Origin of the sequence: Alienimonas sp. DA493 (genome assembly GCF_043951915.1) — a bacterium.
Lineage (GTDB): Bacteria > Planctomycetota > Planctomycetia > Planctomycetales > Planctomycetaceae > Alienimonas.
In genome coordinates this window covers 1-23,190 of record NZ_JBINJD010000078.1, presented here as the reverse complement: position 1 = coordinate 23,190, position 23,190 = coordinate 1, and the positions used below count along the sequence as shown (strand labels likewise).

Below are 23,190 nucleotides of genomic sequence, written 5' to 3'. Positions count from 1 at the left end.
GCCCCCCGCCCGGGCGGGGCGGCGGCGGGCGCACGCGGGGCCGCCGGCCGGGACGGCCCGCCGCATGACTGCCGGGAGGCGGGCAGAGAGAACCGGGGGAATCCGCAAATTCCCCCAAGACGGACTCACGATCGAGCCCGCACCGCCCGATCTATCCCGATAACCGGACCTGTCGTTCGGCCCGCCGTGGACCCTCCCGACTTCGGGGGGATCGCGCCGGGTTGAGGGCGGCCGGTCCGTCAAAGCCCTTTGGACGTGCGGGATGAAGACCGGGATGACTCACGCCAACATTCTCGCTGCCGCACATGGGACGGCCGACCGCTCGTTCGCGTCCACAGGGTCCGGCGGCGACCGGTCTGGAGACCGGGCTGACGGGCGTTCGTCAGCGTCTTCCGCGTCCGAATTCCCCGCGTGCGCCCCGGCGGCGTCCGTCTCCCCGGCCCCTGCCCCCCGGCAGCAAGGACTTCCCGTGCAGAGAGCCACTGATCGCCCCCGCCAATCGTCGGCCTTGCGGGGGCCGTCGGCCCGCCGGGACGCCCGGACGCCGGCTCGCGAGGGGGCGGCGGCGGTCGTGCGGCGTCTGTCCGAAACGCTGGCCCAGGAACTCCACCGGGCGGCCCGGGAGCTGACCGGGGCGGTCGGCCGCAAGGCCCGCGCCGCGGGCGCCCTGGCCGCCCTGGCGGCGCCGATCGGCGGCGTCACCCCCGAGGCCCTCGCCCAGACCGGCTACGGCCCCCCGCCGGCCCCGGCCCCGGGCGTGGTGCAGTTCCAGCCCGGCCCCAGCGGCGGCCCCGGTTACGGCGGCCCCGGTTACGGCGGCCCCGGTTACGGCGGGAGCCCCGGCTACGCCGACCCGAGCCGGGCGTTCAACGAGGCGAACGGCCCGAACCCGCTGTTCACGCCTCCCAGCACCCCCTTCCGCGTGCGGGGCCGGGTGGAAAGCAACATCGGCGACGGCCGCGGTTACGAAAACGGCTACACCCGGGCCAGCGCCTTCTTCCCCTGGCTGACGATCGACGGCAACGGGCTGTTCTTCCTGGACGCGGGCGGTTTCGGCTCCTACGACCGCGGCGCCGGCCTGAACGTCGGCGTCGGCGCCCGGCGCTACTTCGCCGGCATGAACCGGATCGTCGGCGCCAACGCCTGGTTCGACCTCGACAGCAACTTCGACCGCGACTTCTCCGACAGCCTCGACACGGACGTCTCCTTCACCCGGTTCGGCCTGGGTCTGGAGTCGATCGGCCGCCTGGTCACCGTGCGGGCGAACGCCTACGTCCCGCTGAACGATTCGGAAGCGATCTTCAGCAGCCTGTCGGCCCCCACGTTCGTCGGCAACAACATTGCGCTGACCGAGACGACCGTCGATCGGCTGTCCTACGGCGGCGTCGAGGGCGAGATCGGCGGCCCGCTGCCGATGCTCGGCACGTACGGGGCCAACGGGTTCGTGGGGGCGTACCTGCTCGCCCACGACGACGCGAACAACGACGTGGGCGTCTCCAGCCGGCTGGACTGGCGGATGTCCGACGCCGTGAACGTCGGCGCCCAGCTGACCAGCGACGACGTGTTCGGCACGAACGTCTGGCTGAACTTCACCCTCGCGACCCCGCAGGGCAGCTGGTACGACTTCATGCGGACCGGCTGGTTCCAGCAGCCGGAGGTGTACAACCAGCTGGACAGCGCCGTCGTCCGCCAGCACCGCGCGATGACGATCGACAAGCTGGACACCCGGTCGGACAACCTGCAGAACGCGGACGGCGCCGACATCCTCGTCTGCCACATCGACCCGACCGCCGCCGGCGGCGGGGACGGCACCGTGGAGAACCCCTACGGCAGCTTCAGCCCGCTGCTGTCCGGCAACAACTGCCTGGACGAGAACTGCGACATCGTCCGCGTGATCGCCTCCGCCAACGCCACCACGCTGGTGACGAACGGGCCGATCAACCTCGCCGCCAACCAGCAGCTGCTCAGTTCCGCGGAGCGGCAGTACATCACCGCCCAGTACCGCGGCCAGCTGTCCAGCTTCGAGCTGCCCGGCTTCACCGGCGGGGTCCGCCCGACGCTGCGGAACGGGATGTCGACCCCCAGCTACGTGATCGGCCTGAACGACAACAACGTCGTCAGCGGGTTCACGATCAGCGGCATCGGCGGGAACGGCCTGCCCATCCACGACGGCATCATCTCCGTCGGCGACTGCGAGGACCTGCCCGCCGACTTCAACACCTTCGCCAGCCACGAGGCGATCACCTCGTTCAACATCTCCCGCAACACGTTCACGGACGTGCGGGACGGCGTGGATATCGAGCACGTCGGCACGGGCACGGGCGTGTTCGTCGGCAACACGCTCACCGGCAACGGGGTCGCCGGCCTGCAGCCCGGCGACGCCGGGTTTGCCATCAGCGGCGCCGGCTTCGACGTGGAGGCCCAGAGCGGCAGCCTGACCCTGCTGGCGTCGGACAACACGATCAGCCAGTTTTACGGCGAGGACGTCAACCGCAACGGCGTCCAGGACGTCGGCGAAGACTTCGCCTTCCCGCTGACCCCCACCGAGGGCGCCGGCAAGGTGAACGAGGGCTTCGGCATGCGGATCGCCTCCCTCAACGGGGCGAGCGTGAACTCCACGCTGCTCAGAAACAACGTCACGGACAACGAAACCGGCGTTTCCATCGAGGCCGACGGCTCCACCCAGAACGCCTTCCTCCAGGACAACACCGTCTCGGAGAACGTCGGGCGTTCCGCCGGCGTCCAGTTGCTCGCCGACAACGGGGCGAACCTCAACTCGACCCTGTCCGGAAACACGGTCGCGAACAACGGGCTGGCCCCGGCCACCGGCGACGTGATCGTCTCCGCGAACATCGGGACGATCACCTTCCCGGACAACCTGCTCCTCAACGGCAACTTCGCGCCGGACCTCGGTTCGCAGGTGCTCGCCCAGGTGGACGGCGACGCGGGCGGGACCGGCGGCAGCACGCTGAGCCTGAACCTGCAGGACAACACGATTCTGAGCTCCACCGCCGGCTCCGACATGGTGCTGGTGGAGGCGAACGGCCTCGCCGGCAACCCGAGCACGGTCAACTTCCTGGCTCAGGGCAACGAGCTGTTCGGGCGTCCGCCGCAACTCGCCAGCCTCACCCAGGGATTCGCCGGGGCGGACACGATCGCGCCGTTCCCCTATCCGGAGCGGATCGGCGGCATCATCCTGGACGTGGAGAACGCCACCCTGAACGCCCAGATCGGCGGGTTGGCCGACGGCGACGGCAACTCCATCACCCAAGCGGCCGGCGCCGGTATCGGCGTGCTCGCCGGCGGCGGCCCGGCGACGAACGTGAACCTGCGGATCGAGGGCAACCTCGTCGCCGACACCGCCTTCGACGAGGTGAACATCCCGATCACCAACAACAACGGGGGCGGCCTGGACTCGCTCCCGGCGGTGCCCGGCCAGCCGGGCGACTCCGTCACGGAGACCCAGTTCGACGAGGTCTTCGTCGCCCAGAACAACACCAACCAGCTCACCCCCTACCAGGGCGACGGCATCTACGTCCGCACCAGCGGGCAGGCCACCATGGCCGGGGCCGTCATCAACCGGAACACCGTCACCGGCGCCACCGGCACCACCACCGAACTCGATGCCACCGGCGGGCAGGACACCCTGCCCGGCCTCGGCGACATGCCGGGCGACGGCATCCAGGTGGTCGCCGCGGGCAGCTCCGTCGTCACCGACCTGTTGATCGGGGACCCGGGTCCGCCGAACGAGAACGGCAACGTCGTCACCGGCAACGCCAGCGGCATCACCGTCCGCCGGCAGGATTCCGCGACGATGGACAACACCCGGATCATCGACAACGTCGCCTTGGGCAACGCCGTCGCCGGCGTGACCCTCACGGGCATCGGCGACGCCACCGACGAGTTCGACGTCCTCGTCTCCAACAACAACCTGTCCGGCAACAACCGCCTCATCACCGGCGTGGGCTTCGACGACCGGGCCGGCCTGCGGGTCGAGAACGGGTCGCAAAACGTTGTCCGGCTGGACGTGACCAACAACCGGATCCGCGGCAACGGCTCCGACGGTATCCTGCTGACCAACTTCGCTATCGACGGCACGCTGCTGCGGAACCCGCTGACGGACGCCGCCACGATCGTCGGCACGATCGACAACAACGACGTCTCCAACAACGGCTCCTACGGTCTGCACAGCGTCGCCGTCACCGGCGACAACACCCTCGCCGGCTTCGCCCGGGCCGAGGCCGCCGCCAACGACGAACTGTTCGTCCAGAACAACGACATCGTCGGCAACGGCCTCTCCGGCGTCCTGCTGCAGGGCAGCGGCACCATGAGCTACTCGGACAACCTCATCGCCGGCAACGGCTCCGCGCTGCCGGACGGCAACGGCGCCGGTATCGACGTCGAGGGCACCTACTTCGGCCTGAACTTCAACCGCGACGTCGTCCGCCAGAACTTCGGGGACGGCGTGGAGGTCCTCTTCTCCTCCGGCACGACGAACTACGTCCGCTTCACCGACCTCAAGGTGCTGGGCAACGAAGCCCGCGGCTACGACGTCCTGAACCGCGGCAACGTGGACAGCATCCTGGTGATCAACGGCACGACGACGCCGACCCTCGCCGACCCGATGGCCGGTTCGTACATCGACAGCAACGGGCTGGAGGGGACCTACATCGTCAACACCGCCAGCACGTCGCAAACGCAGTCCGGCGTCACGCCTGAGCCCAGCGGCGTCGACATCTTCACCGCCCGGCTGGACGGGAACGAGAACCACGGCCTGAACCAGGACGGGGCGTTCACCGCCGACCCGCGCCTCAAGCTGCTCTACGAGGACAACCTCGTCACCAACAACGGGCAGGCCGGCACGTTCGACTCGAACGGCCTGGTCATCCGGGTGGGCACCAGCGACGGCGGCGGCGGCGCCGGCGACACCGGCGGCTTCGCCTCCAACATCTACGCCGCGACCGCCGGCCTGGATCCGAGCGCCGCCTTCGACGCCTTCAGCATGACCCGCGGCGGCGTGGCGGCGGTCGTCCAAGGCAACGTCTTCGCGGCGAACCTCGGCACCCAGGTGCTGTTCGAAGGCTTCACCAGCACCGTCGATCCGCCCAACACGAACGTGACCGACGCCGCGACGGGGGCCTTCAACGGGTACGAAAGCGATCCGAAGTCCCGCCTCGACCTGGTCTTCAACGACAACGTGCTGACCAGCGACATGGGCACGATCCTCGACGGCGCCTGGACCGCCGGCGCCTGGTACGACAACGCCGACCCGATCAAGACCCGTCCGTTCGACAACGACAACAACCCGGCGACGGCCTTCAACCCGGGTCCGTTCCCGAACAACTCGAGCCAGACTCGTCGCCGCAACGCCCAGCGTCAGGACATCCCGGCCAACACGGTGGTCACCGTCGACGGCAACGTGATCAACAACGACACCGACTTCCCGCTGGTCGGGTTCGGCGAGAGCACGTTCCGGGTCAACTCCGCGAACCCCGGCTTCTTCTCCGGCACCGACGAGTTGGTCCCCGGCCTGAACGGGTCCGGCACGAACACGATCAACGGCGGAACCGTCACCAACGATCAAGCCTTCGGGCCGGTCAACGTGGAGATCCGCAACGGCGGCGGTCCCATCGGCGAGGACAACGTCCGGAACGGCAGCAGCGATTGGGTGTGGAACCTGGAGTAGTCCCCCCCGGGGGAACCGTCGCCACGGCGACCCGACGCCGTCCCGCATCCGCGGGGCGGCGTTTTTTCTTTTGTGAACGGTCCGGCCGTCGAGTCCGTCCGCGTCGACCGCCCGGCGAAGGGGGCCTCCAAACCAACCCGAAGCGTCAGCGAGGGACTTCGCGCAGTGCCGCGACGCCCCGTCGGGCGGCGCCCTCGCTGACGCTTCGGGTTCCCAAGACGCCAAGCGCTCAGACCGTTTCTAAAGCGCTTTTCCGCTGTTCATCGCGGGGCTTACCAGCCCGGAGCGCAAGCTCCGGCTGTGCGTTCGGCCGCTCGACGGCTGCGCCGACGGCCGACGCTTGCATCGGGCTGGTATCAGCTGCGATGCGTAACGGAAGAACGCTCTAATCCCCCACCAAAAACTTGCCGACCGGGCCGAGGGCGTCGACGTGGTCGCAGAGGATTTTCAGCGCCGCCAGTATCGGCACGGCCAGCAGGGCCCCGGGCACGCCCCAGATCCAGCCGAGCAACAACAGCCAGGCGAAGATCACCGGCGGGTTCAGATTGAGCCGCCCGCCGAGGATGCTGGGGGTGATAAAGTTCCCCTCCAGCGTCGTCCAGGTCAGATACAACGCCGGCGCCAGGAACACTTGGACGCCCGTGAACTCCCCGAACGACACCAGCGTGACGATCGCCGCCCCGATTACGGCGCCGACGTAGGGGATGTAATTGAACAAGAACGCCATCGCTCCCCACAGCACGGCGTTCGGCATGCCGATCAGCCACATCGTCAGGCCCACCGCCGCGCCCAACCCGGCGTTGATGACCGTCACGGTTAACAGGTAGTTCCCGATCGCCGCCTGCGCGTCGCCGATCAGCACCCGCACGGCCCGCTTGTCGCGGAAGTGGGGCGTCAGTTCGATGCATTTTTTCGTGAACACGTCCCCGCTGGCGAGCAGGAAATACAGCAGCACCGTGGTGGCGAAGATCAGCGTCAGCAAATTCCGGGCGGCGTTGAACACGTCGTCGCCCAGCAACTCCCCCGTGAGCGACTCCGTCACGTCCACCGGCACCTCCTCCGCGTCCTCGGCCTCCGCCTCCAGCAGGGCGTCCGGGTTCTGCTCGGCCGCCTCGCGAACGCTCTCGGCGGGGTCGACGGCGGCGTCGGCGGTCTCCTCCGTCTTCTCCGCCTGGGCCGCCAGGTTGTAATACGCCTCCAGTTCCGGGGCGTATTGGCGCTGGATCTTTTGAAAGATCTCCGGGGCGTCCGCCAGTTGGCTCTGCACCGCGGGCAGCGCCGCGGCGGCCAGACCGAACAGCGCCCCGCCGGCGGCGGCCAGCACGATTCCGGCGCCGACCGGCTCGGGCAGGCCAGCCCGCTTCAACGCCCGCACCAGCGGGGAGAGCAGCAGGTTCAACACCGCCGCCGCCGCGATCGGCAGGAACACCCCGCGGGCCAAGAACATCACCGCCCCCAGGGCGATCAACGTCAGCGTCAGCAGGCTGAACGCCGTCACCCGCAGCGCCGCGACCGGGGGCAGCTCCAGGTCGGCGATCTCCGCGGTGCGGGAGGCCTCCGTCGGGCCGCATTTGTCCGGGTGCGGCGGCTCCTCCAATAATTCCTCGGTGAACGCCTCCTCGTCGTGGGTGCGTTCCAGTTCGTCCAGCACCTCGTCCGGGGCGTCGGTCAGGCCGGAGGGGGCGTCCGCATCGTCCGCGGGGCCCGCGCCCTCCGAGACGACCGCTCCGTCCGCGGCGGCCTTTTCCGCGGGCGTCCTGTCCGCGGGGGCCGTGGGGGGGGCGGTCATTGCAGGTCCCGCACGACGTCCGCCACGTGTTCCGGGTGCGGGATGCCGAAGGCCCGGATCTCCAGGTCGTCCTGCCCGCTGCTGGAGAGGAACAGGTCGCCCACGCCGAACAGGCGGTCGAGCCCGGACTGATCGACCTGCAGGTTGCGGACGTCGTCGTGCTGGATCTCGGTGGTGTCCCGGGCGATCAGGCCGAAGCGGAAGGTCGTCCGCTGGCCGGTGACGGTGAGGGTTTCGAACCGGCTCCGCAGCCACCAGAGGAACAGCGGGATCGCCCCGAGGAGGATCAGCGCCGCCCCGATCGCCGCCAGCACGGTCCCGCCGATCGCCGCGCTGACTGGTTCGATCAGCCCCCATCCCAGCCCGCCGATCAACCCGCCGATCGCGCAGAGGGCGCCCGCCGCGACCGCCAACAGGGCCAGCAACGTCTTGCCCGGTCGGTTGCGGAACGCGGCGGGGTGGGTGACGAACACGAGTTCCTCGGTGTCGCCGCCGCCGGCGTCGACGACGTAGTCCGCCCGCGATCCGGGTTCGTCGCGGATCGGCTGGGCGACCGGCACGCCCAGTTCGAAGGGTTTGTGACAGCGGCGGCAGTCGATCCGCTCGCCCATCAGCACCTCGGCGACCGACGACTTCGCCCCGCAGTGCGGGCACTGGTAGGTGAGGTGCTGCACCTCGGCGGCGTCCCCGCCGGCGTCGGCGTCGCCGGTCTCGGGCTGGCTGGTGGGGACGTCGGCCACGGCAGGGGGGCGAGCGGAACGGGGATGGAACGCGGCGTGAACCGGCAGCGTACGGCCCCGCCGGGGCGGCCACCGGCGGGAGAACCCCCTGCCGCGGCGGGGGGCGGCCCCGGGTCGGGCCGCGCCGCGGCGGAACGCCCGCCCCGCCGGCCGTCGCGGGGTTGAACGCCGCGTCCGCTCCGGCGACCGTCCCGCTGTGATTGGTCGTTTCGCCCCCGTCCCGCTGCTCGCGGCGCTGCTGAGCGTCGCCCCGGCGGCGTTCTTCGCCCCGGGAGCCTTCACCCCGACAGCCTTCGCCCAGGAAGCCCCGCCCGCGGAGACCGACGCGGAGGAGCCGACGGAGGGGCCGGACGAGAGCCTGTCCGGACAGACGATTGCGGTCGACGAGGAGACGAACGACGAGGCGATCACCGCCGCCCTGGAGGTGCGGCTCCGCCGGCTGGAGGACGCCGGTTGGATCGAGGCCCCCACGGTGCGGGTGGGGGACGGCATCGTCACGCTCCGCGGCGTCGCCGACACGCCGGAGCACCGGGCGAAGATCGGCGAGTTGGCCGGGACCGTGGCGGGGGTCTCGGTCGTCATCAATAACGTGACGGTCGCCCCGCCGGACCCGCTGGACACCTCCCCGATCTTCGCCACGCTGCGGGGCTGGCTGACGGAGGCCGTCGCGGCGCTGCCCTATCTGCTGTTCGCCCTCGTCGTGCTAGGGCTGACGTTCCTCGCCGCCGGCGCCGCCCGGCGGCTGGCCCGCGCGGTGCTCGGCCCGCGGATTGAAAACCCGCTGCTGGAAACCGTCGCGGTCCGGGCGGTGGCGATTTTCGTGGGCGTGGTGGGGGTGTATCTGGTCCTCAGCGTGTGCGGCCTGACCGGCCTGGCCGCCGGCGTGCTGGGCGGGGCCGGCCTGGGCGGATTGGTGGTCGGCTTCGCCTTTCGCAATATCGCGGAGAACTTCCTCGCCAGCGTGCTGCTGAGCATGTCCCAGCCGTTTCAAAACGGGGACGTGGTGGAGATCGGCGGGGAAATCGGCGTGGTGCAAAAGGTGACCACCCGCGGCACCTGGTTGATGAGCTTCGAGGGCAATCATATTCAGATCCCCAACGGCACGGTTTATACGTCCGTAATCCGCAACCTCACCGCGAACCCGAACGTGCGGCAGCACTTCGTGGTGGGGGTGGACTACGCCGACGGCGTCGCCGCGGCCCAGGAAGTCATCGCGGAGGCCCTCCGCACGCACCCCGCGGTCCTCGCCGACCCGGAGCCGATGGTCTTGCTGGACGAACTCGGCGCCAGCACGGTGAATCTGAAAGTGTATTTTTGGTGCGACGGCGTGGCGAACAGCGCCCTGAAGGTCCGCAGCAGCGTGATCCGTCGGGTGAAACGGGCCGTCGAGGACGCCGGCCTGACGATGCCCGACGAAGCCCGCGAGGTGATTTTTCCCAAGGGCGTGCCGCTGCGGGGCCTCCCGCCGCAGCCGGGCGACGAATCGGCCGGCGCCCCGGCGCCCCCCGCCCCCGCCCCCGCCGGGCGAACCGACGACGCCCCCGGCGTGACGATCGCCACGCCGGAGGAGCCGGTCGTCAGCGCCGGCGAGGGCGATCTCGCCAGCGAGGCGCCGGAGCTGAACGATCAGGCCCGCCGCAGCCGCGATCCGGACGACGCCCGGGACCTGCTGGCCGATTCGCCCGACGCGCCTAACTCTTCCCCGGCAGGGGCTTCCCCCGACCTCCCGCCCCCCGACGCCGTCCCGCCGCCGCCGAGTTCCCGCTGATGCCCCGTCGTCCCGCGTTGCCGACGCCCGCGCTCCGGCGGTCGCTCCCGCGGGCGGCGGCGGCGATCGGTCTGCTGGCGGCGTGCACCGCCTTCGCCCCGGCCCGCTGGGTTCAGGAGGACGCCGGCGCCGACGACGCCCCGGAGCCGTCGGCGGTGGAGACGACGAAGGAGATCGCCGTCGAGCCGGAGGTGGACGACGAAAAGCTCGTCGCCCGCATCACCGCGCTGCTGGAGACGTTCGACTACGTCAAGAACCCGCGGGTCACCTCCGAGGGCGGGTTCGTCAAACTCTCCGGCACGACGAACTCCAGCGACAATAAGGAGAAAGCCGAACGGCTCGCGGACCGGATCGGGGCGGTCGTGGGCATCCAAAACGACATCGTCGTCGACCGCTCCTTCAACGCCCAGCGGGCCTGGACGCAGGTGCGCGGCAGCGTGCAGACGCTGTGGGACGACTTTCTGGAACAGTCCCCGCTGTTGCTCGTCGCCCTGGCGGTCCTGTTCCTGACCGCGATCGCCGCGAAGATCGCCCGCTTCGTCTTCAGCCGCACGCCCGGCTACGGCAAGCTGCGGAGCAGCCTGCAGGACCTGATCGAGCAGTTCGTCGTCGTCGGCGTGTGGGTGTTGGGCGTGTTGATCGCCGCCGCCGTCGCCTTCCCCGGCGTCACGCCCGGCAGCCTGATCGCCACGCTGGGCCTGGGCGGCGTAGCGATCGGCTTCGCGTTTAAAGACGTCTTTGAAAACTTCCTCGCCGGCATCTTCATCCTGTGGAAGTTCCCCTTCGACCGCGGGGACTTCATCGAGTGCGGGGACGTCAAAGGCAAGATTCAGCAGATCACGATCCGCAACACCCTCGTCCGCCAGCCGGACGGCGTGCTGGTCGTGATTCCCAACGCCGATCTGTTTAAAAACCCGGTGGAGGTGCTCACCAACTGGAAAAGCCGCCGGGTCACGATCGCCTGCGGCGTGGCCTACGGGGAAGACCTGGACCGATCCCGCGAGGTCATCCGCAAAGCCGTCGAGGGCTGCGAGAGCGTCGAGGGCCGCAAGCCGATCGAGGTGTTCGCCGACGAATTCGCCGACAGCAGCGTGAACTTTAAAATCAGCTGGTGGGCCGACCCGACCCCGCTGGGCGAACGGCAGAGCCGCGATCAGGTCGTCTCCGCGGTCAAACGGGCGCTGGACGACGCCGGCATCGAGATCCCCTTCCCCCAGCGAACGCTGTGGTTCAAGGAGACGCTCAAAACCGAACGGCAGGAGCGCCCCGAGGACGCGCCCGCCCGACCGGCCTGACCGCCCCGCGTCCCGGACGCTTCAAGCGTCCGGGACGCTCGCATGAAACTTATCTCTTCGCCCACCCGCCGGGCTGCGGCGTCGCGGTCCGCTGCGTGTCGGCGTACCAGGCCTTGAGCTGCGCCAGCATGTCCGCCGCGCGGTCCGGCCGCTCGGCGGCGAGGTCCGTTCGCTCGCCGGGGTCCTGTTGGAGATGGAACAGCGAGACCCGTTCGTTCTGAAACGTGCCCGGCTCCGCCTGCGGGTGCTGCACAACGAGCTTCCAGTCGCCTTGGCGCAGGGCCTCCGCCCGCGTGCCGCGGTTGGACAGCGACGCCCAGTACAGCGGGCGCTCCGTCAGCGCCTCCGGCAGTTCCTCCCCGAACAGAACGGGCGAGAGGTCCACGCCGTCGAGCGGCCGCGGCGGCGCCGGGGCGGCGGCCAGCGCCAGCAGGGTGGGCATCACGTCGAGGCTGATCAGCGGCACGTCGGAGGTCGATCCGGGCTCGATCCGCCCCGGCCACCAGGCGATCGCCGGCACCTTGTGGCCGCCCTCGTAGACCTCGCCCTTCGCCCCCCGCAGGTCCGGGCTGCCGCTGGGAAAGTCGGCGGCGGGGCCGTTGTCCGAGAAGAACAGCACCAGCGTGTTCTCCGCGATCCCCAGGTCGACGAGTTGCCGCCGCAATCGCCCGATCCCCTCGTCGATCGGCAGCGTCATGCCGCGGTATTTGGCGATCCGCTCCTCCTCGGAAACCTCCCGCCACTTCCAGCGGTCCCAGCCCGTCGTGGTGCGCCGCACCGGATCGCCGGGGACCTGCACGGGGTTGTGAATCGCCTCGTGGGCGACGTACAGGCAGAACGGCCTGTCGCCGCCGGCGTGCCGGACGACGAAGTCTTCGACGTAACGATTGATGAGGTGGGTGGTGTAGCCCTCCTCTCGCGTTTCGACGCGGCCGTGCCACCAGTCGTGCTCGCGGTGGTCGCCGACGTGGCTGACGAAGTCGATATTCCCGCTGTGATAGCCGACGAACTCGTCGAAGCCGTGGTGCTGCGGGTGGTAGTCCTCGGAGTTCTGCGGGTAGCCCTGGTGCCACTTGCCGATGAGGCCGGTGGCGTAGCCGGCTGCTTTTAACTGCTCGGCGAAGGTCGTCTCGGAGCGTTGCAGGCCGCGGCGGTGCTCCGGGTGGTCGGCGTGCGGATGAACGACCGCTTCGATGCCGACCCGCTGTTGATAGCGGCCGGTCAGCAGGCCGGCCCGGGTCGGGCTGCACACGGTTCCCGAGGAATGAAAGTCCGTCAGCCGCATTCCCTCGGCGGCGAGCCGGTCCAGCTCCGGCGTTTTGAAGTACGGATTGCCGAAGCAACTCAGTCCCTCGTACCCCATATCGTCGACCATCACGACGATCAGGTTCGGCCGACCCTGCGGCTCCTCCCCCGGTTCGGCCGCGAGGGCGGCGGAGGCGGTCAGCAGCGTCGCGGCGGCGAGCGCGGAACGGACGGCGTGCATCGGCGGGACCTCAGCGAAACGGGCGCGGAACGCCGGAGGATGCGACCCCCGTCCGCCCCCCGCAACCCGACCCGGCCCGGCGCCGCCGTCCGCCCGTCAGAACCGAAATGAAAACGACCCGCACGCCGGGCGGCGTGCGGGTCGCGGGGGGCGCTCCGGCAGGAAGCCGAGGACGCTGAATTACGGCAGGATCAACGCCACGCCGCTGACGGCGGCGGCCTGCACCAGCGCCGCCTTGGCGTTCAGCGGAATCTGATAGTGCAGCTTCGGGGCGCAGTCGCCGGGACGGTAGTAGCCCAACGGGGTCTCGCAATCGTGCGGGGGGTCCAGCGCCATCTGATACGGCAGGCCGATCAGCTGCGTGCTGAACTTCGCCACGGACGCCGCCGGTTGCAGGACGCCGTGATGATGGCCGTACCGCTCCAGGTTCACGTCCTGAAAATAGAGCGGGTTGTACGTGATGTTCGGGGCCGCCCAGCGGTACTGCACGGGCAGCACGGGCCGCGGCCGGTAGGGCTCCGTGGAGAGCGGCGTGACCTCCGGGCAGAGGGCGACCGACCCGTCGGCCGGCGGCGGGCAGCCCGCGGGGCGGGGGCAGAGGTTCCGGCAGGGGTCGTTCGGATCCGGATTCGGGTCGTAATCGGCGAACGGCAGGATGGTGCGAATATCGCTCAAATCGCCGACGTCGCGGATCGGTCGGCCGACCGCGGAGGGCGACGTCGGCCGATTGAACGGGCTCTCGAATTCCGGATCGACGGCGTTCGGGTCCAGCTCCAGATCGTCCGGCAGGCCGAGATCGTCCAGCCCCAGGTCGTCCAGCCCCAGACCCTCCAGATCGATGTCCAGATTCAGCCCGTTGCCGGGCGGCTGGGGGGCCGGCTGCTGGGGCTCCTGGGACTCTCGGGACTCCTGCAGCTCGGTGGACGGCCGCTCGGCGTCCTGCCGATACCGCACCGGCGCCGCCGGGGCGCCGTCCCGCAGCCGGGCCGGTTCGTGGGGGAGCAGCACGGGGGCGGCGCCGGGCCGCTCGGTCGCCGGCGCCGAGTCGGCTTTCCGCCAGCCGCCGGCGTACTGCCGGAGGGCCGCCTCCGGGTCGCGGCGCCGCAGGCGGTTCAACACTTCCGCCCCGCGGTCGACGGACGGCTCCGACGCCGCCTGCCGGGCGAAGGCGTCCGGGGCGAAGCCGACCCCGCCCGCGGCGAGCGCCGCCGCGGCGCAGAGGACGCGCGCCCACCGCGGGCGGCGGGCGGGCCGGGGGGAACGACTATGCCGGATCGGCGCCGGAGTACTCCGCGGAGTAGTTGGGCGCTTCCTGAGTGATGGCGATGTCATGCGGGTGGTTTTCCCGGACGCTCGCCGCCGAGACCCGCAGGAACCGAGGCTTGGTCCGTAGTTCGTCGACCGTGGCGCAACCCAGGTACCCCATCCCCGCCCGCAGGCCGCCCACCATCTGATAGAGGAGGGGCGCCAGCGGGCCGCGATACGGCACCCGGCCTTCGACGCCCTCCGGGACCAGCTTGCGCGAGCCGCCGGCGGAACCGTCGTCACCGCTCCCATCGGACGAACCGACCGACTGGCGATAGCGGTCCGCGCTGCCCTGTTCCATCGCCCCTAAACTGCCCATCCCGCGATATCGCTTGAAACTCCGGCCCTGATACAGGATTCGCTCACCCGGGGACTCGTCCAGGCCGGCCAGCAGCCCGCCGAGCATCACCGTGCTCGCCCCGGCCGCCAGGGCCTTCACCATGTCGCCGGAGTAGCGAATCCCGCCGTCGGCGATCAGCGGCACGCCGGTCCCGGCGACGCCCCGGACGGCCCCGGCGATCGCGGTCAGCTGCGGCACGCCCACGCCGGAGATAATCCGCGTGGTGCAGATGCTGCCCGGGCCGATGCCCACCTTGACCGCATCCGCCCCGGCGGCGGCGAGGTCCTTGGCGCCCTGCTCCGTCGCCACGTTGCCGGCGATGATGTCGATGTCGTGCCGCTTCTTTAATTCGCGGACGGTGTCCATCACGTTCTTGGAGTGCCCGTGGGCGCTGTCCACGACCAGCACGTCGGCCCCGCGGCGGATGAGTTCCGCGGCCCGTTCGTAATCGTGCACCCCCACCGCGGCGCCCACCCGCAGCCGGCCGCGGTCGTCCTTGCAGGCCCGGGGGTAGCGGCGGTTTTTGTCGACGTCCTTGATCGTGATGAGCCCCCGCAGCCGGCCCTGATCGTCGACGAGCAGCAGTTTCTCGACTTTGTTTTCCAGCAGAATCTGCTGGGCTTGGGAGAGCTGCGTCTCCGGCGGGGCGGTGACGAGGTTCTCCTTCGTCATCACCTCGGACACGCGGGCGTCGGAGGTGTCGAGGAACCGCAGGTCGCGGCTGGTGAGGATGCCCCGCAGCTTGCCGGGGCCGCCGTCGGGGTCGGCGTCGACGATCGGCACGCCGCCGATGTTGCGCTCGGCCATGAGCTTCTTGGCCTCGGCGACGGTGGCCTCCGGCGGCAGGGTGACGGGGTCGACGATCACCCCGTGTTCGCTGCGTTTGACGCGGTCCACCTCCAGGGCCTGCCGGTCGACGGTCAGGTTTTTATGGATGATCCCGATGCCCCCCTCCTGGGCCATGCCGATCGCCATTTCGCTTTCGGTGACGGTGTCCATCGGGCTGGACAGCGCCGGCACGTTCAGCCGGATGCGGCGGGTGAGGGGGGAACTCACGTCGCATTCGCTGGGCATCACCTCGCTGTAGGCGGGTTCCAACAGCAGGTCGTCGAACGTGAGCCCCTCGGCGGCGATCCGGTCTTGCATCGGGTGGGAAGGTGGCAGGATGAAGGGGGAAGGGAGAAAGGGGGCCGGCGGCTCAGGACCAACCCGAAGCGTCAGCGAGGGCCGCGGTGCAGCCGCGGTCGATCGTTCGCCGGGCGCCGTGCGACGCCCTCGCCGACGCTTCGGGCTGGCGTGCGTTCATGGGGGCGAGGCGGCTGCGTTTTTGGCCTCGATCGCCCGATAAAAGGCGTTCCCCAGCTCCCGCAGCTGCGTCGGATCGTACGCCTCGGCCCGGGCGTTCGGGGGGTAGCCCTCGGCGGCGAGGACCGCGTCGACCTCCGGCTTGTCCAGTTCCTTGCGGTACATGCCGCACAGCACGCCCCGCATTAACTTACGGCGGTGGTGGAACAGCCGCCGCAGGAAGTCCTGGAAGAACCGCAGGTCCGCGATCTGCTGCCGGGCGCGGGGGTTGGGGTTCAGGCGGATCACCGCGGAGTCCACCCCCGGCCGCGGCCAGAACACGCTGGGCGGAATCTTCTTGAGGATCTTCACCCCGGCGAGGTTTTGAATCCAGGCGCTCAACGCTCCGTAGCTGCCGCCGCCGCCCCCGCCGTCGCCGGACTCTCCGGGGCGGGCGGCCATCCGCTGGGCGAGTTCGTATTGAATCATCGCCACCATCCGGCTCCACGGCAGGTCGCTGCCGGCGAGGTTGGAGATCAGCGGCGTGGCGATGTTGTACGGCAGGTTCGCCACCAGTTTCAGACGCGGCGGTCGCTCCGGATCCGGGTTCGCGGCCGCCAGCTTGTCCAGCTCCGTCTGCACCGCCTCCAGCACGACCGGGGAGATTTTATTCTTGTTCTTGAGCGCGTCCGTTTGCAGCAGCGTGACGTTCTCCCGGCCGGCCAGCACGTCCGTGGCCATCGTGTGCATCACCCGGTCCACCTCCACGCTGACGACCGCCGCGGCCCCGTGGGACAGGAACGACGTCAGCCCCGCGGTCCCGGCGCCCACTTCTAAAACCACGTCCCGATCCTTTTCGAGGTGCGCCTCCCGCACGACGAAGTCGAGAATGTTGAGGTCAATTAAAAAGTTCTGACCCAGATCGGTGCGCGGGTGCAGCCCGTGCCGCTTGAACAGCGACATGAGATGCGTGCGGGTCTGGCGGCGGGGGTCGGACAGGGGGAGGGGGGAGGAGTAAGGGGTGAGGAGTATTGAGAGACGCGACGGCGAGCGGCGGGCGTCAACCCGCGGGGCGGGAGGCGGCGCCGGCGATGTGCGGGGCGAGCATCTTTTGGACGTATTTGCCCAGGATGTCCGCCTCGAAGTTCACACGGTCGCCGACGGCGCGGTCGCCGAGGGTCGTTTCGTGCAGCGTGTGCGGGATCAGGGCGACGTAGAACCCTTCCCCGTGGGGTTCGCAGACGGTCAGGCTGACGCCGTCCACGCAGACGCTGCCCTTGTCCACCAGCAGTGCGGCGACGTTCGGCGGGGCCGCGAAGTGCATGTTCAACCACTCGCCGTCGCGGTCGAGCTTCGCCACCGTGCCGACGGCGTCGACGTGGCCCTGCACGAGGTGCCCGCCGAGGCGGTCGCCGGCCCGCAGGGCCCGCTCCACGTTCACGCCGCTGCCTTCGGAGAGTCCGCCGAGGTTGGTGCGGGAGAGCGTTTCGGCGCCGGCTTCAAAGCTCCACAGGTCGCCGGTCTCCCCGGCGATTTCGACCACCGTGAGGCAGCAGCCGTTGAGGGCGACGCTGTCGCCGAGTTGCACGTCCCCGGCGAGCGGTTCGCCGCGGCCGTTGGCGGCGGGGAGCCGCAGCGTCAGTCGCACGTCGGAGCCCCGCGACTCGAGGGAGTCGACGACGGCTTTGGCTTCGACGAGGCCGGTAAACATGCGGTCGGGCGGGGCCGCCCGTCGGCGGCAAGAGGATCAAACCGCCAGTGTGCCGGACCGCGGCGGGGCCGTCAACGGGGCGCCCCCGCAACGGCCGGCCGCGATTCGCCGCGACAATCAGTCTGCGGCGGTCGGTTCGCTCCCCGGCTCCCCCGCCGGGCGGGCCGCCGGGGGGCGGGTCATCAACTCGTTGAGCAGGTCCTGCACCGCGTTCTTTTCCGTCCCGTCGGCCCACTCCAGCAGGCGGTGGCGGGGGTCGTCCGGCTCCTCCCGCCACGCGTTCGTGCCGTTGGGGAAGATCTCGTTGAAGCCCTGCTCCCGCACGTGCCAGAACGGGGCGTCCGGCCGGACGGCGTACAGCACGGCGATCGGGTCCCAGCTCGGCCGGGCCGGTTTGTCGCCGAGGTACAGTTCGTAGGCTTGGCGAACCGGGTTCCGCTCCGGCGTGTCGGGGAGCGTCTGACCGGTCAGCACGTCCTGGCCGAGCCCGGTGAAGACGATCGGCGTGGGCCAGTCGCGGGCAGCGACGACGGCGCTGAACGGGTCCGGCTTGAAGTTGCCGTACACCGCCGGGTCGCGGTGCTCCGGATAGCGACCGCCCATGCAGACCCACAGCCGCACCTTCGCCTGCACCAACTCCGGCCCCGACAGCGGGCTGATCTCGTCCGGTTCGCTGGCCAGCAGGTCGCGGAGGTTCGTGCAGTAGCCGACCGTCGTCACCACCACGCCGCCGGCCGGGTCGTCGGCGACGTCCGGGCGGGCGGCGAGGACCTCCCGGTAGACCCGCACCGCGTCCGGGGCGGCCTCGTTGGTGGCGGGTCGCGCCGGGAACCGGGCGGCGATCTGCTTGGCGTACCGCGACCCGCGATTCGTGTCGGCCCCGCCCCCCTTGGGAACGCCGATCGGCAGTTCGCCCCGGCCGTAGTACTCGTTGATCGCCGCCGTGCACGGGGCGGAGTAACGGAACCGGGAGCTGACCGGGGTGGCGAGAATCTCCGCCTCGCCGGCGTCGGCCAGGGCGTGCAGGATCGCCAGGGCCCCGACGTCGTCGCAGTCGGTGTCCATGTCCGTGTCGAACACGATCGGCGCCGGCCGGTCCGCCGGCGCCGGCGACTCCGGCTGCGGGGCGAAGGCGAGGACGAGGGCGGGAACGACGAGGGCGGAGACCACGGGCGAACCTGTGGGCGGCGGGAACGGGGCGAGCCGGCACAGCGTAGCGGGCCGGCGCCCCGCCGGTCAGCCGTCGCCGCCGCCGCCGCCGCCGCCGCCGCCGCCGCCGCCGTGGGGGAAGGCGCACACGACGCGGACCCCGCCGGACGCCGTCGATTCGAACCGCAGCCGACCGTAGATCGCCTGGGCGCGGAACCGCATGGCGGACAGGCCGATCCCGTCGTCCTGCTCGGCGTTGGGGTCGCTGCCGTCGAAGCCGACGCCGTCGTCGGCGACGCACAGCAGGGCGCGATCGGTGCCGTCCAGTTCGAGGCTCAGCCGCACGTTCTTCGCCTGCCCGTGCCGCACCGCGTTGCTGACGGCCTCCTGGGCGATGCGGTACAGGTGGTGGGCGACGTGGGGATCGCCCACGGGCACGGGGCCGTCCGGGGCCTCGAAGGTGCAGCGGGCCGGGGTGATTTCGGTGCTGATGGCCGCCAGCCGCTTGAGTCCCTCGGCGAGGCCGCCGCGGTCCGGGTCCAGCGGCATCAGGCCGTGGGCGACGCCCCGCAGATCGCGGGCGGCGCCACGGACGACCTCGACGATGCCGTCCACCGCGTCCGTCACGTCCTCGCCCGCGGCGGCCTGGGACTTCAGGGTGCCGCACATCATGCTCAGCCCGGCCAACTGCTGGGCGACGCCGTCGTGCAGGTCCCGGGCGATGCGGGCCTGCTCCCGCGTCTGGGCGGCGAGCACCTGCGATTCGAGTTCCCGCCGCCCCCGCAGATCGCGGAGCGTCGCGGCGTAGTGGGTGGGCACGCCCCCGGCGTCGCGGACGGCGGAGACGTCCCACTCGACCGACAGCGGCGTGCCGTCGGCCGTATGAACGACGCTCTCCCCGTGGAAGCGGCCGTCCCGCTTGAGGGCCTGCCGCATGCGGGCGGGGAAGTCGCGGTCCGTTCGCTCCCCGTCCAACGTCGAGAGCAGCGCCCCGTTCAACTCCTCCGCGGAGCGTTCGACCAGTTCGACCGCCGCCGGGTTGGCGTACACGATGCTCGGACCGGGCGGGTCGAGTTCGTCGTTGAGGATCAGGGTCGGCACGTCGGTCTGCTGAACGGCGGCCCGCATCAACGCCCGGTCGGTCTCGAGGGCGTCGAGCTCCGTGAGGTCCTCGGCGGTGTAGCAGAACCGCCGGGCCCCGTGGGAGTCGACGCCCACCTCCGTGACGGAGACTGCCAGGCGCCGGCATTCCCCGCGCACCGTCTGGTCCAGTCGGTTGCGCAGCGGCTCCTCGCCGGCCTTCCCGGAAGCGATCTTGTCGAAGGCCTCGTTGAGCCATTCCGACAGCGGCCCCGGCACGCCGAGCTCCTCCAGCGTGCGGCCCGCGCACTGATCGGCGGCGGCCTCGTCCAGATTGCGGGCCAGCAGCCGGGCCGCCGCCGGATTGACCCGCAGGTGCCGCGCCGGGCCGTCGCCGGATCGCTCCACCATCGCCAAGGCGACCGGGCTGGCGGCGAAGGTGGCGTTGAGGGAGGACTCACTCTCGCGGAGCTGATCGATCAGGTGGGCCCGCTCGGTAACGTCGTTCTGCACCCCTACGAAGTACCGCACGCCGCCGTCGGGCCCCTCCACGGGGGACAGATACAGTTCGTTGCGGAACTCTGTGCCGTCCTTCTTGTAGTTCCGCAGCGTCATGCGGACGAACTGCCCGGCGGCGATCGCCGTCCGCAGCTCCGACCGGGCGTCGGGATCGTCCTGTTCGACCCGCTTCCCGTTGCGGAACTGCAGGAACCGACAATCCCGGTCGAGGACCTCCTCCGGCTCGTACCCGGTGAACTCGCAAAAGTAGCGGTTGACGTAAATCAGCGGGGTCTCCCCCTCCCCCCGCTTCTCCGACAGGCAGATCATCGTGTTGGCGGCGTTGATCACCGTGGACAGCAACGCGTCGCGGTCCTCCGGGGGAATGCTGTCCGACCAGTACCCCTCCTCGGCGTGCTTCAACCGCTTGCCGTCGCGGAGCGACGGATCGTGCACCGCGCCGACGCCGGCGGGGTCGCTTGGAGACGCGCTCAGATCAGCGATACGATTCGCAGACTCTCCCCGGGGAGAGTCAGGCGAGCCAAGTTCTGCCATGCCGCGTATCTGCTGACGTGATTGTGACGGTCCGTACGGGACGGGGCCGGGATGCCCGCCCGCGTCGCGGTGGGGCGTCCCCCCAGCGGACCTATTTTGATCTTAGCCCCTCTCTTATGCGGGACAACGGCGATATGCCGGACTCTTCCGTTCTTCAAGTCCCCAAACCGCCTCCTCCGCAGCCGGTTCCGTCCGTTCCCGGCGTTCGCGCCGCGTTCCTCCTCGGCTGTCGGGACCTCGGGGACGCCGTAGGCTGACGGGCGGCGTTCGCCTCGTCCGGCGCGCCGTCCCGCTCCGCAGCCCGTCGCCGCCCCGTGCCGTCGTTGATGCCGCCGTCGCCCGCCCGTCTTGCGGCCGTCCTGCTGGGGACGGCGGCGTGGCTCGCCGGGAGCGGAGCGCGGGCTACCGCGGCGCCGCCGTTCCTGCCGCCGCCGGCGCCCGCGGCGGAGGCCGCCTTCGCCGCCTTGGCTCCTTTGGCGGCTGAGGAACGCTGGGACGACTGGGCCGCGGCCCTGCGGGACGCCCGGGACCGGGCCGCCGCCGACTGGGTTCCCTCCCCGCCCGCCCCCGGCGCCGCCGCCCGCTGGGTCGGGCCGGATCAGGCCGTCGAACTCCGGCTGAGCGACGCCCCGCCGGCGGCCCGGGCGGCGTGGGAGCGGGCGACGGCGGCCCGCGTCGCCCGCCTGACCGCGGAGGCGGAGGCCGACCCGTCCGACCCCCGCCCGTCGTTCGTCCTCGCCCGGGAACTGCCCTTCTCCGAGCCCGGCCGGGCCGCCGCGGGAGAGTTGGCCGCCGCCGCGTTTCGGGAGGGCCGACTCGACGAAGCCCGCCGCCGCTGGACCGACCGCGCCCGGCTCGCCCCCGGCGGGCCGTCGTCGGCCGCCGCCGCCGCGGACTGGGGGAACGTGATCGCCGCGGACCTCGCCGCCGGCCGGTTCGCCCTCGCCGAGTGGGAGCGAACCCGGCTCCTCGCCGCGTTCCCGGAGGCGGGCGCACGGGCGATGGGGGAAATCGCGTTCGACCCGGCCCGGTGGCCGCCGCGGGCGCTGCCGACACGCACCCGGGCCCCGCAGCAGAACGCCGCCCGCGACGGTCGGTTGCGGGCGCTGCCGGCGCCCTTCGCCACCCCGGCGGACCGCACCCGCGCCGCCGGGGGGCCCTCCTGGGCCGTGCCGCGGGTCGGGGGCGCTCCGCGGGACGACGCGGCGTTCCCGTCCGCCCCGGCGATCTGGGAGGACGCGGCGCTGTACAACGCCGGCGACCGCGTCGTCGGGCTGGCCCTCGCCGACGGCCGGCCGCGGTGGCCGATCGCGCTGCCGGGGGAGGACGGCGGAGACGACGACGGCACGCTGTACCCGCCGCCGCCGGCGTTCGATCCCCCCGCTCCGTTCCCTGCCGCCCCGGCCTTGGGGGCGTCCGTGTTCGGGACGCCCGACCGCGAGCCGCCCCCGGCCGGCGACGTGCGGGGCGGCGTCGCCCTGTTCGGCGCCCTCGCCGTCGCCCGGCTGGGCGATCCCGCGGTCGAGTGGCCGCCGGACGCCCTGCGGGTTCCGTCCTCCTCGCTCGTCTGCCTGAACCTGCGGCGGGAGGGCGAACTGCGGTGGGAAACGCCCGCGGACGCCCTGGGCGCCGGCGGCGATCCGCTCGATCCGGCGGCCGCCGCGTGGAGTTGGGAGGGCACGCCGGCGCTGGGGCTCGACCCGCTGACCGGGGCCCCGCGGGCCTTCGCCGTCGCCCGCCGGAACCGGCCGCGGCCGTTGCTAGAGGTCGTCGCGTTGAACCTCGCCGACGGTTCGATCCTCTGGCGGGCGCCGCTGGGGGCGGCCCGCTCCGTGCCCGCCCCGGGGACGCGGACCCGCAGTTCGATCACCCCCACGCTCGTCGGCGGGCGGTTGTTTCTCGGCACCGGCGCCGGGGCCGTGGCCTGCCTCGACGCCGCCGACGGCCGGCCCGTCTGGCTGACCGCCCACGACCGCGATCCGGCCGCGGCGGCGTCCTCGGCGGAGCCCCCCGCGGTCGTCGGCGGCCGCGTGTTCCTCGCCCCGACCGGCGCCCCCGGCGTGCGGGCGCTGGACGCGGCCACCGGCGCCCCGCTGTGGGCCCGCGACCTGCCCGGCGAGGGCGAACGCCTCCTCGGCGTCGCCGCCAACCGCCTGCTCGTCGCCGCCGCCGGCGGGCTGTGGGGGTTGGAACCGGCGACCGGCGAAACGGCGTGGCACGTCCCCGCCCCGCGGGTCCTCCCCGGTCCCCCGGACGCTCACGCCGCCGGTTTGATCGGGGGCACGACCGCCGTATGGGCGACCGCGGACCGCCTCCTGCTGGTCGACGCCGCCACCGGCGCGACCGTCGGCGAGATCCCGCTGGCGGAGGCCGGCGTGCGGACCGGCGTGTTGGCGGGCGGTCCGGAATCGGCCGTCCTGCTCACCCCCCGGGCCCTCGCCGGCTGGACCGGCGCTCCGGCGGTGCGGGAGTTTCCGTTGGCCGGAGTTCGTCTCCCGTAGCGG

At 71.4% G+C, this 23,190-nt stretch carries 13 protein-coding genes; 4 read left to right on the top strand and 9 right to left on the bottom strand.

What is annotated here, in order from left to right:
* Positions 1-571 precede the first annotated feature (571 nt).
* Complete coding sequence (locus tag ACG2DA_RS13030) at positions 572-5,686, top strand: right-handed parallel beta-helix repeat-containing protein (RefSeq protein ID WP_395256164.1); 5,115 nt, start codon at positions 572-574, stop codon at positions 5,684-5,686.
* Positions 5,687-6,071: 385 nt separating this feature from the next.
* Here ACG2DA_RS13030 and ACG2DA_RS13025 read toward each other — a convergent pair whose 3' ends face one another.
* Positions 6,072-7,475 (bottom strand): AI-2E family transporter, encoded by a 1,404-nt coding sequence (locus ACG2DA_RS13025; protein WP_395256163.1) that lies wholly within the window; start codon positions 7,473-7,475, stop codon positions 6,072-6,074.
* Positions 7,472-8,215 (bottom strand): PH domain-containing protein, encoded by a 744-nt coding sequence (locus ACG2DA_RS13020; RefSeq protein ID WP_395256162.1) that lies wholly within the window; start codon positions 8,213-8,215, stop codon positions 7,472-7,474. Before ACG2DA_RS13020 ends, ACG2DA_RS13025 begins: the two co-directional genes overlap by 4 nt.
* 196 nt (positions 8,216-8,411) lie before the next feature.
* Between ACG2DA_RS13020 and ACG2DA_RS13015 the strand changes: the two genes are divergently transcribed.
* Both ACG2DA_RS13015 and ACG2DA_RS13010 read left to right on the top strand, forming a co-directional pair.
* Complete coding sequence (locus ACG2DA_RS13015; protein ID WP_395256161.1) at positions 8,412-9,983, top strand: mechanosensitive ion channel domain-containing protein; 1,572 nt, start codon at positions 8,412-8,414, stop codon at positions 9,981-9,983.
* A complete protein-coding gene (locus ACG2DA_RS13010; RefSeq protein ID WP_395256160.1) occupies positions 9,983-11,278 on the top strand; it encodes a mechanosensitive ion channel domain-containing protein in 1,296 nt (431 codons plus the stop codon). Before ACG2DA_RS13015 ends, ACG2DA_RS13010 begins: the two co-directional genes overlap by 1 nt.
* Before the next feature lie 49 nt (positions 11,279-11,327).
* Here the strand turns inward: ACG2DA_RS13010 and ACG2DA_RS13005 are convergent, their stop codons facing one another.
* The 7 genes from ACG2DA_RS13005 to ACG2DA_RS12975 form a co-directional block, all read right to left on the bottom strand.
* Positions 11,328-12,764: a sulfatase-like hydrolase/transferase gene (locus ACG2DA_RS13005; RefSeq protein ID WP_395256159.1), complete on the bottom strand. Its 1,437-nt coding sequence runs from the start codon at positions 12,762-12,764 to the stop codon at positions 11,328-11,330.
* A gap of 180 nt (positions 12,765-12,944) precedes the next feature.
* Entirely contained in the window at positions 12,945-13,883 is a 939-nt protein-coding gene (locus ACG2DA_RS13000; RefSeq protein WP_395256158.1) for a hypothetical protein, read from the bottom strand.
* Between the two features lie 145 nt (positions 13,884-14,028).
* Entirely contained in the window at positions 14,029-15,555 is a 1,527-nt protein-coding gene (gene guaB, locus ACG2DA_RS12995; RefSeq protein WP_395256156.1) for an IMP dehydrogenase, read from the bottom strand.
* Positions 15,556-15,711: 156 nt separating this feature from the next.
* The gene (gene rsmA, locus ACG2DA_RS12990; protein ID WP_395256155.1) at positions 15,712-16,656 is read right to left on the bottom strand and encodes a 16S rRNA (adenine(1518)-N(6)/adenine(1519)-N(6))-dimethyltransferase RsmA; all 945 of its coding nucleotides are present in this window, start codon (positions 16,654-16,656) and stop codon (positions 15,712-15,714) included.
* A 97-nt stretch (positions 16,657-16,753) separates the two neighbouring features.
* A complete protein-coding gene (locus ACG2DA_RS12985; RefSeq protein WP_395256154.1) occupies positions 16,754-17,404 on the bottom strand; it encodes a riboflavin synthase in 651 nt (216 codons plus the stop codon).
* A gap of 117 nt (positions 17,405-17,521) precedes the next feature.
* A complete protein-coding gene (locus ACG2DA_RS12980; protein WP_395256153.1) occupies positions 17,522-18,574 on the bottom strand; it encodes a nucleoside hydrolase in 1,053 nt (350 codons plus the stop codon).
* Positions 18,575-18,640: 66 nt separating this feature from the next.
* A complete protein-coding gene (locus ACG2DA_RS12975) occupies positions 18,641-20,587 on the bottom strand; it encodes a PAS domain-containing protein (RefSeq protein WP_395256152.1) in 1,947 nt (648 codons plus the stop codon).
* Positions 20,588-21,012: 425 nt separating this feature from the next.
* Here ACG2DA_RS12975 and ACG2DA_RS12970 point away from each other — a divergent pair, with 425 nt between their 5' ends.
* The gene (locus ACG2DA_RS12970) at positions 21,013-23,187 is read left to right on the top strand and encodes a PQQ-binding-like beta-propeller repeat protein (RefSeq protein WP_395256150.1); all 2,175 of its coding nucleotides are present in this window, start codon (positions 21,013-21,015) and stop codon (positions 23,185-23,187) included.
* The last annotated feature ends 3 nt before the right edge of the window (positions 23,188-23,190 follow it).